Source organism: Streptomyces sp. NPDC001530, from assembly GCF_042894545.1.
GTDB lineage: Bacteria > Actinomycetota > Actinomycetes > Streptomycetales > Streptomycetaceae > Streptomyces.
Genome location: NZ_JBIAVS010000014.1, coordinates 104,531 through 119,213, shown reverse-complemented (window position 1 = coordinate 119,213; position 14,683 = coordinate 104,531). Strand labels below are relative to the sequence as shown.

16 protein-coding genes and 1 pseudogene are annotated in these 14,683 nt (G+C 65.8%); 8 read left to right on the top strand and 9 right to left on the bottom strand.

The window, feature by feature from the left end; all coding sequences use genetic code 11:
* Positions 1 to 49: 49 nt before the first annotated feature.
* The gene (locus ACFY0T_RS28390; RefSeq protein ID WP_388876813.1) at positions 50 to 430 is read left to right on the top strand and encodes a hypothetical protein; all 381 of its coding nucleotides are present in this window, start codon (positions 50 to 52) and stop codon (positions 428 to 430) included.
* Between the two features lie 263 nt (positions 431 to 693).
* Here the strand turns inward: ACFY0T_RS28390 and ACFY0T_RS28385 are convergent, their stop codons facing one another.
* The 3 genes and pseudogenes from ACFY0T_RS28385 to ACFY0T_RS28375 all read right to left on the bottom strand — a co-directional run.
* Positions 694 to 1,650, bottom strand: coding sequence for an MvdC/MvdD family ATP grasp protein (locus ACFY0T_RS28385; protein ID WP_388876298.1), 957 nt, complete (start codon positions 1,648 to 1,650; stop codon positions 694 to 696).
* A gap of 15 nt (positions 1,651 to 1,665) precedes the next feature.
* The gene (gene tgmA / locus ACFY0T_RS28380) at positions 1,666 to 1,857 is read right to left on the bottom strand and encodes a putative ATP-grasp-modified RiPP (RefSeq protein WP_388876295.1); all 192 of its coding nucleotides are present in this window, start codon (positions 1,855 to 1,857) and stop codon (positions 1,666 to 1,668) included.
* Positions 1,858 to 2,300: 443 nt separating this feature from the next.
* Positions 2,301 to 2,697, bottom strand: a pseudogene (locus ACFY0T_RS28375) (transposase family protein); the annotation flags it as partial.
* Positions 2,698 to 2,819: 122 nt separating this feature from the next.
* Here ACFY0T_RS28375 and ACFY0T_RS28370 point away from each other — a divergent pair.
* Both ACFY0T_RS28370 and ACFY0T_RS28365 read left to right on the top strand, forming a co-directional pair.
* Positions 2,820 to 3,725 carry a tetratricopeptide repeat protein gene (locus ACFY0T_RS28370; protein WP_388876292.1) on the top strand — a complete coding sequence of 302 codons (906 nt, stop codon included), beginning with the start codon at positions 2,820 to 2,822 and terminating at the stop codon, positions 3,723 to 3,725.
* Between the two features lie 573 nt (positions 3,726 to 4,298).
* Positions 4,299 to 5,057: a DUF6928 family protein gene (locus ACFY0T_RS28365; protein ID WP_388876289.1), complete on the top strand. Its 759-nt coding sequence runs from the start codon at positions 4,299 to 4,301 to the stop codon at positions 5,055 to 5,057.
* Between the two features lie 137 nt (positions 5,058 to 5,194).
* Here the strand turns inward: ACFY0T_RS28365 and ACFY0T_RS28360 are convergent, their stop codons facing one another.
* From ACFY0T_RS28360 to ACFY0T_RS28345, 4 genes are all read right to left on the bottom strand, one after another.
* A complete protein-coding gene (locus ACFY0T_RS28360) occupies positions 5,195 to 5,551 on the bottom strand; it encodes a hypothetical protein (protein ID WP_388876286.1) in 357 nt (118 codons plus the stop codon).
* Between the two features lie 344 nt (positions 5,552 to 5,895).
* Positions 5,896 to 6,369 (bottom strand): cupin domain-containing protein, encoded by a 474-nt coding sequence (locus ACFY0T_RS28355; RefSeq protein WP_388876283.1) that lies wholly within the window; start codon positions 6,367 to 6,369, stop codon positions 5,896 to 5,898.
* A 604-nt stretch (positions 6,370 to 6,973) separates the two neighbouring features.
* Positions 6,974 to 7,312: a hypothetical protein gene (locus ACFY0T_RS28350; protein WP_388876280.1), complete on the bottom strand. Its 339-nt coding sequence runs from the start codon at positions 7,310 to 7,312 to the stop codon at positions 6,974 to 6,976.
* Between the two features lie 244 nt (positions 7,313 to 7,556).
* The gene (locus ACFY0T_RS28345) at positions 7,557 to 8,006 is read right to left on the bottom strand and encodes a hypothetical protein (RefSeq protein ID WP_388876277.1); all 450 of its coding nucleotides are present in this window, start codon (positions 8,004 to 8,006) and stop codon (positions 7,557 to 7,559) included.
* 390 nt (positions 8,007 to 8,396) lie between these two features.
* Here ACFY0T_RS28345 and ACFY0T_RS28340 point away from each other — a divergent pair, with 390 nt between their 5' ends.
* Positions 8,397 to 8,930: a hypothetical protein gene (locus ACFY0T_RS28340; RefSeq protein ID WP_388876274.1), complete on the top strand. Its 534-nt coding sequence runs from the start codon at positions 8,397 to 8,399 to the stop codon at positions 8,928 to 8,930.
* Between the two features lie 406 nt (positions 8,931 to 9,336).
* Here the strand turns inward: ACFY0T_RS28340 and ACFY0T_RS28335 are convergent, their stop codons facing one another.
* Positions 9,337 to 9,960: a WD40 repeat domain-containing protein gene (locus ACFY0T_RS28335; RefSeq protein WP_388876271.1), complete on the bottom strand. Its 624-nt coding sequence runs from the start codon at positions 9,958 to 9,960 to the stop codon at positions 9,337 to 9,339.
* A gap of 971 nt (positions 9,961 to 10,931) precedes the next feature.
* On the opposite strand from ACFY0T_RS28335, the gene ACFY0T_RS28330 reads away from it, so the two are divergent.
* A complete protein-coding gene (locus ACFY0T_RS28330) occupies positions 10,932 to 11,207 on the top strand; it encodes a hypothetical protein (RefSeq protein ID WP_388876268.1) in 276 nt (91 codons plus the stop codon).
* A 171-nt stretch (positions 11,208 to 11,378) separates the two neighbouring features.
* Positions 11,379 to 11,687, top strand: coding sequence for a hypothetical protein (locus tag ACFY0T_RS28325; protein WP_388876265.1), 309 nt, complete (start codon positions 11,379 to 11,381; stop codon positions 11,685 to 11,687).
* Positions 11,688 to 11,969: 282 nt separating this feature from the next.
* On the opposite strand, the gene ACFY0T_RS28320 is transcribed toward ACFY0T_RS28325, so the two are convergent.
* Positions 11,970 to 12,431 carry a hypothetical protein gene (locus tag ACFY0T_RS28320; protein ID WP_388876263.1) on the bottom strand — a complete coding sequence of 154 codons (462 nt, stop codon included), beginning with the start codon at positions 12,429 to 12,431 and terminating at the stop codon, positions 11,970 to 11,972.
* A gap of 320 nt (positions 12,432 to 12,751) precedes the next feature.
* Between ACFY0T_RS28320 and ACFY0T_RS28315 the strand changes: the two genes are divergently transcribed.
* Entirely contained in the window at positions 12,752 to 13,447 is a 696-nt protein-coding gene (locus tag ACFY0T_RS28315) for a Shedu anti-phage system protein SduA domain-containing protein (RefSeq protein ID WP_388876260.1), read from the top strand.
* 327 nt (positions 13,448 to 13,774) lie between these two features.
* On the top strand, positions 13,775 to 14,680 hold the full coding sequence (locus ACFY0T_RS28310) for an aldo/keto reductase (RefSeq protein ID WP_388876257.1): 906 nt from the start codon (positions 13,775 to 13,777) through the stop codon (positions 14,678 to 14,680).
* The last annotated feature ends 3 nt before the right edge of the window (positions 14,681 to 14,683 follow it).

Genomic DNA, 14,683 nt, shown 5'->3' with positions numbered 1-14,683 from the left:
CCGCACCGAAAACGAACGCACGGGGAAAGACCGCACGGAGAAGGACCGCATGGAACAGGAGCGCACGGAACGGGGCCTGGCGCCGGAGGACTTGGGGGACGTGGGCGGGACGGAGCGGGAGCGCACGGGACGGGGCCGGGCGCCGCAGGACCTGGGGGACGTGGGCCGGACGGAGCGGGAGCTGCGCGAAGCCCTGGAGGCGCTGGCCGGCGGAGTACGGGCCGCGCCCGACGCCTACCGCACGGCCCGCGGCGAGTGGCTGCGCCGCGAACGCCGGCGACGGCTCGTCCTCGCCGTCCTGATCGCCGTCGTCTTCACCTTGGCCACGCTGATCGGCCTGTGGGTCCTCAACCAGGCCCCCGCCGACCCCGGCGTCATCTTCTCCGGCGCGGGGAGGACAGTGGCCTCCGCGGGGGAGGGGCCTGGCTGATGCCGACCTTCGGGTCTGGTGCGCCTGGTGCGCTCGGGGCGGGCGAGCGAGTCGGTGGTGGGGCGGTGAACACTCGCCGGCCTGCCGAGGCCAGTCAGCATCCACGAGGTCCCGTACGCGATGCGGTGGATCGTGAACGCGAACCATTGCCAGGCCCGCACCGCGGAGCACGTCGGCTCACGTCAAGTCCCGTGAGCAACAGCGCCGTTCACGCCAAGCGGGCGCCGTGCACAAAAGCGGAGTCGACTCGCCGGGTTGCCGTCTCACCAGTGGCTCTCGGGAACACGGCGATCCGCCTTGCGCTGTGACAGCCACAGAGCGACCGCCTCCGAGATCGGCTGCCCGGTCTCCAACTCGACGAAGCCGAACTGGCCACCCTGATTGCACTCCAGGAACCACCAGATGCCCTCCTCGTCCTCGGCGAAGTCGAAGGCGGCGTACGCCAGTCCGGCAAGGGCGACGTACTCGTGCACCGACTTGCCGATGCGTTCGGGCACCGAGACCGCTTCCCAGGCGTGCTCGGTGTCGCCGTAGCGCCCGTCGACCTGGCCGGGCTCGGCCAGCTTCCGTGCGGCGAACAGTCGGGTGCCGACACAGGTCAGACGAATGTCGGCACGCTTGGGTATGTACTGCTGCAGCAGCGCAGGACCGGCCGCGACGGCCGGGAAGTCCGCGTCGGGTCCGATGAGGGTGGTGGGAAGGGCCAGCGCGGGGTCACCGGGCGGCGGCCCCGAGGCGGACTTCACCACTATGTCCCCGTGCTCCTCGGCGAACTGCTGTGCCAGGCGTGGAGCGGTGGTGAAGACGGTCGGTGGTACAGCAAAGTCGCTGAGGTGAGCGATCCTCAACTGCCATGGTTTCAGGCGGGCCTGCTCGGCGTTGCGCGGATGGTTCATCCATCGGGTGGAAACGGAGTAGAGCATGCCGAACAGCGCCTGACGGGTCTCGGCGGTCAGCCACGGTGAGGGGTGTGCCGCGTGCGCGGCCGGTTCGCCGGGCCTGCGCACCCATATGGAGCGCAGGCCTCGCATGCTGAGCACATGCCCGTTCACCGACAGGTGGCCGTCGAAGTCACCGTGGGCGTATTCGGCGGACAACACGGCCTTGCCCGGCAGGTCGGCAGGGTCCAGCCGCATCATGGGTACTCCCATCTCGTGCAGCTTGGCCACCACCATGTCGGCGGTCACGTCCTCTTCGGACGTGAGGATCAGTACGGTCATTCGGCTTACCGGTCGTCAGTCGTCGAAGTGTGTCTGGGAACCGGCGGTGGACGTCGTCGTGCCGGCCGCCAGGAGGAGGTCCGGGTCACTGACGGCCGGGCGGCCGTCAGGAAGCACGTTCAGTTGACGCGCCTCGTCGAAGTGGTACGGCATCGCCACGGTCGGAAGCCCTCTGGGGAAGGTGTAGTTGAGGGTGAACGGTCGCACTCGAAAACCTCCAAGGGCGCAGGTGGTTGCCCTGCGTACAGTCCCTTACGTGTTCCTTACGTAAGGAATCCATCGTTTTTTCCTGCCACATCACACTCAAAGTCATCACATTGCCTAACGCCTCCTTCGCATCATGTGCACCACCTACATCGTCAGCCTCACAAGTCACACATCGGATTGAGCGCCGCAGACGTCACAGGGCCACCAAGGGTGACCACTGCCTCACTCCCAGGCGGTTTCTGTGTTCCCTTTCGCGCACGAAGCGATGGTGATGCAACACAAGTCGGGCTTGGGGCGCCTTACGGTGCTGGCACACACATGGGACGAGACGCGTCGGATGCGTTCGCCTGACTGTGCGCGGGCCTGGTGAGCGGGTGCGCAGAGCTGACCGCTGAACTCTGTGTGCCCCCGCCCCCGGCAGGACTCGAACCTGCGCACACGGCTTCGGCGATGGTGTGGTCACGGGCGGGGATCAGCGTTCCGTCGACGATGAGCACGGCGTCCCTGCGAAAGCGCTGCCGCTGCTTGAGCGCGAGCATCGGCGTGAGGTGGTCGATGATGCGATTGGCGCTGGACTTGGAGATGCCGAACAGCGGGGCGAGCTGCCGCAGCGTCAGGTTGGTCCGCCAGTACGCAGTAACCAGAAGAACGCGGTCCTCCAGCGGCAACGACCACGGGCGCCCCGGACGCGTCCTGCCGGCCCCCCTCTCGGCGCAGCGCTGTGATCAGCTTGTGAAAAACATGCGGCGGCAGCCCGGTGAACGGGGCTATCCAGGACGGTTCCGACGCCGCAATCACCCCAGCTACGACAAGATCATGGCATCGCGTCCAACGAGCCATGGCGGGCGGGCGACAGACGGCCGGCTCAGGGATACCCTCGGACGGTGTCGCATCGGGTGGTAGCAGCTGGAGTAGGTCTCGCGCGGGTAATGGCGCACTGCGGGGGCAGTCCAGCGGCAGCCGTGCACTATCTGGCGGGTGCCATCGCCTCCGCGCCTGAGAACCCCGAGCCCTATACGGTTCTTGCCGAGTTGTGGAGGGACAGGCCGCCTGAGCTGGCCGAGGTCGTTCAGGATGCCGGCTCCCTGAGGGCGGTACTGGCGCAGTCGTACATCAGCTTCCTTGAGGACGACATGGACGGCGCGGCGCTGGCGATCGGATCGGTCACGGGTGTGCAACCCGACATCGCATGGGCCAAGGCCCCCTGGTTCAGCGATGAACGATTTCTCGGTGTGGTGAGTGCCGACGTGCTGGCCGAGGCCGCTATGCGGACGATGGACTATGGCCACGGTCTGGACACCGAAAGCATGCGGGAGCGGTTCCGGCCCTGGTTCCATGCCATCGACGTGGTCTCTGCCCGCCAGCCGTTGCCGGAGGCGTTGGCCAAGATGGCGATCTTTCTGCGGGCATGCGGTCTCACCGATGCGTCGTTTGCCCTCTGCGACCAGGCGGACTCCGTTGAGCGGTTCATGCTGACGGAAGTCGTGCGAGCGGGCACGTGGCGCAAGCTGGGTGATCCTGAACAGACCGTGGCGGCGTTCGAGCGCGCTCTTGCCCTGGACCCGGCCAACTGGTCGCTTTACCTCGACCTGGCCGACGTGCGCGCCGAGCAGGGCGACTTCGCCGCCGCGGTCCGGCTGATCGATCAGGGCATGAAGCACGAGCCGACTGATCTGACACTTCGCGCGGCCGGGGCCGCCTACCGGACTCGGCTTACCGGCTCGCCTGCCGAACTGAGCCAACTCGTCGAGCTGGCGCCGAATCTGCCGAACGACTCGTACCGTAGCCTGCTGATTGATCACGCATGTGCTGGTCCCGCCCTGCCTGCCGATCTCGTGGCTGCGGTCCGCCGCATCCAGAACAGCTGAGGCTCCGCTCCTCGACGAGCAGCAGCTCCAGTCAGTAGGCGCCCAGCAACGCGACCGGAGACTAAGTTCCTGCGTGACTACCGCCTCGAGAGCGACGGCTTCCACACCGAATGCTCGGCGCCGCCCGCCTTCACAACCTGCTCTTGGCCACATCGCCGGGAGCCACCCTCAGCGCGCGGGAACCACCTGCTGCTGTCGAAGATCCACACCGGCTTGTGTCGTCGGCCGGACGCCACGACCGTCCCGTGACGGAAGTGCCAGAGCGCCATGCCTCGGAGCTCTCAGCTTGGGAAGCTGCGAGCATTTGGGGCCGGTCTGGCGGCTGACCTCGTCGGATGGTCGACTCTCAGCCTGGTCCGGCTCGGCTGCTTTCACCGTGATTCCCCGCTGTTCCCCGCTGCATCTGGTGCGCTTATAGCGCGACCACGGCGCAGGGTCGGTGTCTGGTCGACGTTGGGAAGGGTCGGACGTCTCCGGGGACGGCCCACCCGGGCACGGGGCTGAGGATCCCCGTTGTCAGTGCATGCGGCTAACGTACGTCCGCCATCAAGTGCAACGCTCTGGGGACGGGCTTTGGGATCCAAGACGGGACTGCTGGTGTACGCCGACGGCGACATACCGGAGCTGCTGCGACGAGTGGGGGCGGCGGATTGCGACCGGACGACCGCCATGATGCGACGGCTATATCCGGGCTGGGAGATCGAGGAGTGCGAGGGCTCGACTCTCTGGGACGGCGTGTATCCCCCGGCGGCGACGGCGTTCGCGGCCAGCTGGCCAGGCGTGGAAGTCATCGGTGACCAGAGAGTGATGATCGACTTCCCCTCCCAGCTCCCGGAGTACCTCGTGGCGGCAAGCGCCGGCCGACGGCTCGTCCTCCACGCCATGCACAGCGTGGTCGACTGGTTGGCGTTCGCCGTGTGGGAGGACGGGCGCCTCGTGCGCTCCCTGAGCCTGTCACCGGACAGCGGCATCATCGAGAACATCGGCGAACCACTCCCATTTGAACTGCCCTACTGGGCCGGAGATCGCCCGGCTGACAGCGTGCCCTGGCCTGGCGAGGAGGAAGAGCCCTACGCCCTGCCCTTTCGTCCCCCGGAGATGGGCGAAGACGCGCTGAGGGCACTCTGCGGCTTCATCCAGGAGGGCCGCCCCGAGCCCGATGACGTCGACGCAGATGCCATCGAGTTGCACGGATTCCACGTGCGGGACCCTCACGGCCCTGATCTCGCAGAGCAGGAAGCGGAGTTGCGCAGAGCCGTGGAAGCCTTGGCTCCACCGCGCTTCTACGCACAGGGCCCTGACGGCTCATTGATCGAGCGCGAAGGCCTTTAGCACATGACCTCTTCGTCCCGAAGCAACCTAGGCGGGCGTCTGACCTTGAGTCGCTGTGCCTCTCACCTGTTGCGACGGTCCACAGGTGTGCGCGGTTGTCCGCTGCCGTGCGTTGGCGTTGTCACACAGTTAGACACTCACCCCGGTTCGCTAGGCAGGATCACCAACTGATCTTTCAACGCCGCGTATGCGCGCTCGATCTCGCCCAGGTACTGCTCCAGGCGGAAACGAACCTCCTCGATGGGCCCGCCATCGAGGCCCGGGTGCCTCAGGTCGGACCAAATGACCGTCTCGCCCCGGAGCCGGACCCGGACAGTCAGCCTGCCCAGCCCTGGCTCGGGCTGCTCCTGGGTTGCCACAACCACCGTGCACGGCATATCCGTCGGATAGAGCGGTCCGCCTGGGCGGAGCAGTCGCCTCGGATCAAGGCCGACCAGGCTGCTATCGCTGCGCGCGACCACGTCGAGGCCATCGACGAAGAGGTACGTGTGCACGGCAGCACACGCTGGCGGCCCAGGACACGGGCTGATGAGTAGCGTGCTCACCGCACCATCGCTTTGCCCATCGGGCACGGTGGCCCTCAGCTCGCGCGGGGACCTACGCGGCATCCGCCTGATGTGACGTCATGGGCCGATCCTATCGGCTACGCCGCACCAGTTTGGAAGATCGCGCATGTGGATCGGGGTTGAGCTGGCGAGACGCTGATGTGCGCGTTCTCGGGCAGCTCGCCGACGTTCCCCGTTGTTCCCCGCTGGTCCCTGCCGCATCGGGCACGCAGGGGCACACGTGCCCTTCTCTCACGTTCCGCTGGTAGCTGCGCCCGGTCGCCTGGGACAGCCTAGGCGTCAGGCATCGGCTGCATCTGAATGCCGTACCGCTTAGCGATCTCGATGAGGCGGTCAATGTCCGGCGGAGTGTCCGACTGGGGCGGCATCTCCCGTCGATGGGCGGGTTCACCCGCCTCGGCGAAGAATTTGTCGATACCGCCCGGGGTGTAGGTGATCAGGAGCCGCACCGTGCTGGTGGGCTCGAACCGCTCCAGGGTGCCCTCAGGGATGTGCAAGAAGGACCCGGGCCCGCCTTCGACCGTCTCATCGGCGATGTGATAGCGGAGCGTCCCCTCGATGACGTAGACGCTCTCGGTTCCGGGGTGGGTGTGGGGCGGTGGGCCCATCCCCTCGGGAATGGTCATCTCCATGACGGTCATCGCGCCATTGGTCTCGTCGCTCGACGCCTTGACCTCGTAGAGGCCGTTCAGCATCCAGAATGCCTCGCCGTCACCGCTGTGCCGCACGTGGGCGTTCTCCGGCATGGGGCGCTCCTTCCTCGGTGGGGGCCCTCCATGTGTCCCCACCTGTGGGCCAGCCGAAGGCCGCCATCCGGGTGCGTGTGCCGGGCGTCGCAAGTGCCGCATGATCGGCCGGGCAGGACCTGATGCCCCTCAGGCGGTCCCTGGTTGGCTCAGCTGCTTGGCGCTAGGCTCCACCTACACACGCACAACTCGGCCAGCGCCCACGGCCCTGCAGAGAGCCACGCATTCGGTGGAGTCTCAATGACCGAGTAAAGCCGGCGCGGGGTCCAGCCGCGCGACGGGAATGGCGCGCGCCATCGACGTCACCGACAGGCCCGGCGCCTCTACTCATCGGCGTTCGCCGCCAACCGCTGTTCGCGCGTGAAAGTTGGCTCTGCCGGTGTCGGCTGGAGGATGGCTCCCAGGCACGCGAGCTGTGCCCAAGGCCTGCCTACTCCAGCCGCACAGGCTTGTGGTGCATCACGCGGAACCTTGCTGTCCCCTCGATGCGAACTACGGGCAGCGCGGTTGCTGAGGTCCGCTGGACTGGTCAGCCGGCCGACTGGGAGCAGTGACGGTCAGCCCTGGTCGCGGTCGTTGCTGTACTTCGCTGCTGTACGCAGACTCACAGATCCACCCGAGACACGGCGGCCTCGGCGTCTCCGCGACGGAGAGCGACATACGCCGGTCGGAACGGGAGCCCCCGCAGCGTCGGCTCCATCACCTTGAAGAGGGCATCGGCATCCGGCCCATACGCGTACACCACAGCCTCGCCCCCACCGAACTCGTTCCCGTCCACCTCTCCGACTCCCGCATCCTCGACCGCAACGGTCATTGCGCGTTTTGCGTCGTAGATTGCGGTGCGTTCGTCGGGCTCGCCGAACTGTTCACCACTCAGCCGGAAGTGAGCGATGACAGCTTGCTCTGGGGCGTCTGCCTGAGGCGCGTCGAAGAGTTCTTCCATGCTTGACACGATCTCACCGGGGGTCGGTCGTCAGAAACACCCCATCTTGCCTGATGGCTACCCCTCGAAGGAAACCCGTTCGGTCAGGAGGCCGTGACCTGGCCGTTCACCGACCGCGCTGGTAGCTGACCTGTCACTGGTTGTCACTGTCGATCGCTGTCGAGCGACCTCGCACGGCCCAGGGACGGCCCAGGAGACCGCCCACCGTCGCCGACGTGACGCAGGTCGCGCCCGCCCAGGGCCGTCACTCGAGCGGCTGGGGAGCGACCGCGAGCTGTTCGCTGTAGAGCCAGGTGAAGGTGCGGTCCGGTTCGAGATGGGCGTCTCCCCAGTGGATGGCGTGGATGCCGTTCTCCGGGTCGGCCGTGAAGAACAGACAGACGAGCTTGGTGGAGGCTCCAAGCGCCTCGAACGTCTCGTGCAGCTCCTCGTACTCCTCCGTCGTCAGGTCGTCGTCGAGAGGGAACAGCCCTTCTTGAAGCTGCGGCCCGTGCCCCAGGAGCATCCGGCGGCGCGTAGGGGAAGCGTTGGAAGCCAACCGAGCACGATCAAGCGGCCTCGGACGGTCGGCGTACTTGAAGGGGAAGAGCGCGTGGTCATTGATGACGGCGTACTCGTACCCACGCACGTCCCGCACGGCTTCCTCTAGCTCCCGCGCCGTATCCGCCAGGTTCTCCCGCACCGCCTCCGCCAAGGTGGCACCGTAGGGACTGCGCTTCTTCAACCGGGCCGTCAGATGCACGGCGTGAGCTCGCGCGTGCGCCCTGGCCAGTTGCACCGGAACCGCGGCAGCGAGCCCGCCGGCACGCTGCCCGAACCGCTCTACCGCCCAATCCGACGGCACGACCCGATCCTCACCTAACGCAGACACGCAGCGTCCCCTCCCCCGGTCACCCCGCCTCTCAACTGTTTGACACGTACACGAAGTGCCCACAAGGGAGCGATCCGGCCACATGGGACAGAAGGCTTTGCTGCTCACAAGGCAGCAGGCAGTCAGCATGGCCAGCCGTAGATCGAGACCTGGAGCCCTTGGCTCGCCTTTTTGACGTGCGGCAAAGCCGGTGGCGGTGCACACTTCTTCGCCGTGGAGATCATCAAGGGCGAGCTGCGGCGTCTTCAGTCCGGCCTCGGGGCCGATGACGGTCGACAGCGGCCGTTTCTCGTGCGGGTCCGGTTCATTGCCGAGGATCCAGCGCGGGTCATCGCGAATGCCCGTGCCGTGCTGGCGTGTGTGGTCCAGCGGACGGGTGACTGGCCAGCGTTCGGACGATGGTCGGAGCTGCTGCCGGCGGAGTTCATGCAGCGGTGCGCGCCGGAGCCGGAGCCCGGCCCGCCATTCGGTGCCCAGACCTGGCTGCAGACGTGGCAGGCGATGACGCCCGAGCAGAAATCAGCCTTCAACCAAGAGCCTTGGACGCTGTCGGACTGGCTCTACTACTTCGACCCGACCGAGGACGGCATGGGCGACGATCGCAGCTGGTGGTGGTGGGACGCGGGGTCCGATGAGCCAGGCAACGGCTGGGTTGAGGTGGCCACCACCGGCTGGCCGTTCGGCAGCGGTTCACTGTCCTGGCTGATCAAGGCCAGCGGTGGCAGGGATCTCGATTATCGAGCCTGATCTACAGCTGGAGCATTCGGTGACATCCGCCTTGTAAGGGCGGGAGTACGGGGTGGGTCTGGCGCCCAGGTCATACGAGCTCTAGCAGCAGCCCAGGTCACTCACACATCTCCACTGTGGCGGACCGTCGTTGACCGTGATTGACCGCACCATGTGGCACGACTGTGGCACGCTCCGAGCGACCGAGCGCTTAGAAGATGCGGGCAAGCCCTGGTGGTTCCGTTCGATGCCACCCTGTCGCAACCGCTCAAGACCGCTGTGTCCCGTTGCCGTCCGCTGCCGTTGCCGTCAGCGTTGCCGTCACTGCCGTCGACTGCTGCGTTTGCCCAGGAGAGCACGAGTAACAGGCAGGCTTGGAGCACTGCGGAACGTAGATGCGCCACAGTGCATCGCCAGTGCAGAACCCTCACTTGTACAAGCTGATGTCGCCCTCGGGTGACCCTGTGGCGAACAGCATGCTGCCGTCGGCACGCGCGAGTACTTGGATGTCTATTCCAACCCACGGAATCCCGACAAACTCGCCGGTTGCTGCGTCCCACTCACGGACCTTGTTGTCGGTCCCCGAGGTGAACAGCCGCGCGGCACCATCCACCACAGCCGGGGCCACCGTGGGGTACTCCGCGCTCAGCGATATCGGCTCCCCAACCGACTCACCAGTTTGCGCATCCCAGCGCCACAAAGTGCTATCGGAGTCTACGGCGATGAGGAGGGTGGAGCCGGTCGGAAGAATCAGCGACGTGATCTGGCGGATCGCGGCGCGTGATCCAGTGATGGAATTCCCGATCCGATCGCCAGTCTTGGAGTCCCATCGCAAGATGACGCCGTTCTCGTCACCTGAAGCGATTACCGCAGTACCGTTCCGTCCTGGAACGGCCGTGACGGCCATGACCCAACCTCGATGCCCCGTCAGCGGTGCGCCCAGCGGGTCGCCGCTCATGGCGTCCCAGCGGAAGATGTCGCTGCCGGCACCGACGAAGAAGCGGCGCCCACCGGGCAACACGCCTGCGGCGACGTCCCAGACGGTGCTCACCTCTTCCATGTACGGGCTGGACAGTTCCTAGCCGGTCAAGGCGTCCAGGCGCTCGACACCCTCCTCATTTGCTGAGGCCAGTACTGCACCGCCGCCAGGTGGGCACGCGACAGCCTTGCCCGGGCCGCCGCCCACGTAGAACTCGACGGACCACACCTCGCGGCCAGTCTCTGGATCCCACCGATAGCAGCGGTCTCCGCCGTGGGAGGACGACAACACCACCAGTTGACCGTCGGCAGTTTCGGCGAGCAGGGGCCAAGCGCCGTAGGCCATGCCAGTTCTGATGACCTGTACTTGCGATGTGCGGATCGGCTGTGGCATCACACCCCAACCGTAGATCCCCCATGCAGAGAGCAGACCTCAATCGTGTCGATGCCTGGTGGCGAACAGCTGGCTGGGAGGGAGGCCTCGCCGTGCTGCAGCCAACGCCCCGTACGCGAGATGGACTCTGACACCCGCTTTAGGAGTTCGATCCGAACCCGCTCCGGAGGCCGTCGTCGACGGGTGCGACAGCCGGACAGGGGTGCTGGTGTACACCTTCGTCCGGCGTCGTTGATGTCAGCCGTGGATGTCAGAAGCCTTCTGATCCGTAGCTAAGAATGGATCGGTCATCCAGAGTCATTACGGCCGCTTTCGGGCCGCTGTCGACTTCATGGCGGGCGCTGTCGGTTGCTGTCGCTGCTGTACGGAGGGGGGCGTGCGCCTCATCATCACCAGAGCCACCAGCGGGGTAAGTGCCCTTGACCTGCCGTGGTGGTGCTTGTCGCGGTTGCTGGTCCAGGGCGGGGGAGCCCGTAGATGGCCGCGACTTACCAGCCGGTCGGGCACGCATCGGGCACGCGTTCAGCTGCACGGATTGACGCAGTCCAAGCCGTGATCCTATTGTCCGCCTTGCGCGTGGTTGCAGCCGACGGCAATGAAAGCCGACCGGATTCTGATTAATGCCGAAATCTGAGTAAGTGAGGGTAGTTGTGGGGGTGCTGCTCTCGTACCTGGTCCTTTTCCTTATTGAATGCGGCTTGATGGCGCTGCAGATTATCGGCGCGTTCCTGCTCATGTTGAGTGCCGCTCTGTTTATCCGGCGCTTCGCTATTGCGCGCAAGCGTCGACCCGATGGCCACTTCCCGAAAGCGACGCCAGTGGTGCCATATGTGCTTGGCGGCATCGGCATTTGCTCGCTGGTTCCTACTTCGGCAGCGCTCTTCATCGGGAAGGAGTTGGGCATTTTTGAAACCTGGGCGATATAGGCCGAAACCGTTGTGGTCTGCGGGGGCATCGTCGGCCTGCCGAGGCTGGTAGCAGTCGGCTGCGGGCGCGGTGGTTGCTGCACCTTGCTGCTGTACATCACCAGTTTGGAAGATCGCGTATACGGATGGAGTGATGGCGACGGGTGATCGTGAGGGACGTACGATGCCGTTGTGGATGTCTCAGGGGACGACTTGCGCTGTGGGCTCTGTGGGCAGCCTTTGAGTGGCCTGCACGAGCAGCATGGCGATGAAGCGGTGGTCGGCGCGGGCAACCGTGTGGAGTACGTGATCGTCGAGCTGCGTGGAGCCACGGCCTGCTATCAGGCCGTCGATGACCCCTCTCGGACACGCAAGACGGATGCAGCCTTTTTGGCACAAGAGCTGGGGACTGGCCTGTCAGATCTCCCCGGCCGTCATTACACCTGCTGGGAGACACCTACGGAATACGGCGTCATCCGGAGCGGTTTCGAACCGGCCTGACACGCAACGGCACCGGGCCATTCGCCGCTTAGCACGGCAGCCCCAGAGTCCAGCAGCCCCTGACAGGGGCTAGCGGATCCTAAATGACCGAGCCAAGCCGACGAAGATCTTGAAAACCGTCGTGGCAGCGATGTCACCGTGGGTTCAATCCCACACCCACCGCATATGAACGTCCCCTGACCAGGTAAATCGGTCAGGGGCCGTTCCTGTGGTCTCTGCCTGTGAGTGACCGTTGTTCCCCGGGGTTGCCCGCTCGATCGGGCACGGGAGGGGCACGCCTCGTTAGCTGCTGATCGGCGCCCAGCTCGCTGTGAGGTCTGCGCACTCGATCCGCACGGTTCCGGTCGTCAGCCTCAGCTCGTGGCTGCATCCGGCCTCGTGCGGCAGGACTTCGTCCAGGCGCACGCTGTTGTAGTCCGACAGCTCGACAGGACCACCGTCGTCAGACGTGATTTGAACGCTGCTGACGCCCCTGTAGCGGATGGTGAGTACATCGCTCTCGCACCCTGACCAGGCGAACCGAAGCTCGTAATGCCCCAGGTCATCAGCAGCTGAGGGCAGCTCTTGGGGCTTCAGGTCCTTCACACAGCGTGGTGCCGAGAAGTCGTAGTGCTCGGGGTGCGAAGCAAAGGCCCGTACCCCAGGAGGCAGCTTCGGAAGGATCTCGGACAGCTTGGCGATATAGGGGCTGGGGTCGTGCCAGTAGGTGCCTTGCCCCTGCTGCTCCACAACTGCGTACTTCACGATTCCCCTTCGGTCGGTGGTCAAAGGTACTTGCATCGCCGGGTGACCGCCCGCAGTGAGACGGGCCGGTGTCCGTCCCTCCTCAACCCATCACTCACCCCAGCTCCCATCCCGTCTGCCGTCGACCCACACACCGTGGAGCGGGCGTGGTTCATGGCGTCCAGGTGGAGCGCGCCACTGTACGAACGACCTGGACGCCATGGGCCGCGTCTGCTCGGCTTTGCCTGGGTCGATGGCAGACGGGAACCGATGGTAGAAGCCCCGGAGCGATCCGGGGCTTCTACCTTTCTCTCTGTGGTCTCTCGGCCACACTGGCTGGCGTGAACGACTGCGTGGAGTACGCCAATTACGTGGCCGCCGAGATGAAGCGAAACGGCTACGCCAGGCACTGCGTGGCCCGCGGCGACGTGGATGAGCAGCTTCTGGCTGCCTATGAAGTAGAGCTGAACGCCGCGACCGATGAGAGGCCCCTTCAACGCTTCTTCGAGGAGCACCCCGGCATCCTCGCCCAAGAGCTCGGAGCGGCCTGCCGATGGGTGCTGCCCCAAGTAAGTCTCGGTGGACGCTACGTGCCGGATTTCCTTGTTGCGCGAATCGACAGTGGCGGAGTGCGCTGGACCTTGGTTGAGCTGGAGAGTCCCACTGCGCAGCTGTTCACCAAGGATGGGCAGCCAAGGAAAGAGCTGCGCAAAGGTCTCAGCCAGATCCAAGACTGGCGGGACTGGCTGACTGCCAATCGAGATGTTGCTCGGCGGAGCCGAACCGATCAAGGTCTTGGGCTCATCGGTATCGATCACATGGCGAGTGGGCTCGTGATCATCGGTCGTCGCCACCATCGCTTGGTGGCTGATCAGGAGCGGTTGAACTCGCTCGTGTACCGCGAGCGCGTTCTGATCCGTTCCTATGACTGGCTCTTGGACGAGGCGCGGGGTCGAATCCGTATTCGCGGGGAGTTGGCTAGGAGCGGCGCAGTCATGTGTGAGGACTGTGATCTTCCGGGGCGGTCCTTCCAGTAGGAAGCTCACCACAGTCGTTGGCACTCACGTTCCGTAGCCTCCTGGAGTGGGGAGCCAGGTGACCCTGGACCTCGTGTCCAAGAGGCCCGTCGAGGTGACGAAACCCGCGATGAGCTGCAGCGGAGCACTCGAAGATCATTACGTGGTCATTACGTGATCACTGACAAACTGCTGCTTTCGGCGGCATCCGCCTGCACATACGCGAAGACCCCGACCGCAGCGTTTCCGCTGGTGACGGGGTCTTTTAGGCACCTCATACAGGGTGCCCCCGGCAGGATTCGAACCTGCGCACACGGCTCCGTAAACCGTGTGTGCGAAACTGCCGCGATGACCTCAGAGACGATCAACGCGGCAGCCGCGGGCACTTGGAAACTCGGAGATCTCACCGTCAACCGCATCGGCTTCGGCGCGATGCGGTTGACGGGCAGCGCGGCCTTCCACCACGGCATGCCGAGCGACCGTGAACGCTCGATCGCCGTGCTGCGGCGCGCGATCGAGCTGGGCGTCAACCACATCGACACCGCGGCGTTCTACTTCTCGGCGCTGCGCTCCGCGAACGAACTGATCAACAGTGCGCTCGCCCCGTACGCGGACGACCTGGTCATCGTCACCAAGGTCGGGCCGTTCCGCGACTACTCGGGGGAGTGGGGCACCTCGGCCAGGCCCGAGGACCTGCGCGGCCATGTCGAGGAGAACCTGCGCCAGCTCGGCCGCGACCACCTCGACGTGGTCTACCTCCGCCGTATGCGACAGGACTCGATCGCCGAGCACTTCGGCGCGCTCGCCGAGCTGCGCGACGCGGGCCTGATCCGGCACCTTGGCATCTCCAGTGTCGAGACCAGGCACCTCGCCAAGGCGCAGGCCATCGCGCCGGTCGTCAGCGTGCAGAACCAGTACGGGCTCGACTCCCCGGACCCCGAGGCCGACGCCGTACTGCGGGCCTGCGGTGAACAGGGCATCGCCTTCGTGCCGTTCTTCGCGATCGCGGGCAAGGGCGGTGCGCTGGGCCCGAGCGGCGCCACCGACGACGAGGTGCTCGCCGTCGCGCGGGCGCACGATGCGACACCCGCCCAGGTCAGACTGGCGTGGACCCTCCAGCAGGGCCCGCACGTGCTCGCCATCCCCGGCACCGGCAACCCGGACCACCTGGCGGAGAACGTGGCCGCGGGCGCGCTCCGTCTCACGGACGACGAGATGGCCCGCCTCGACGCGCTCCACACGCGGGGCCAGTGAGGT

Coding starts and splice junctions, on each gene's coding strand:
- ACFY0T_RS28390 (WP_388876813.1), top strand. CDS start 50: ATGGAACAGGAGCGCACGGAACGGGGCCTGGCGCCGGAGGACTTGGGG.
- ACFY0T_RS28385 (WP_388876298.1), bottom strand. CDS start 1,650: ATGACCGTACTGATCCTCACGTCCGAAGAGGACGTGACCGCCGACATG.
- ACFY0T_RS28355 (WP_388876283.1), bottom strand. CDS start 6,369: ATGCCGGAGAACGCCCACGTGCGGCACAGCGGTGACGGCGAGGCATTC.
- ACFY0T_RS28350 (WP_388876280.1), bottom strand. CDS start 7,312: ATGGAAGAACTCTTCGACGCGCCTCAGGCAGACGCCCCAGAGCAAGCT.
- ACFY0T_RS28310 (WP_388876257.1), top strand. CDS start 13,775: ATGACCTCAGAGACGATCAACGCGGCAGCCGCGGGCACTTGGAAACTC.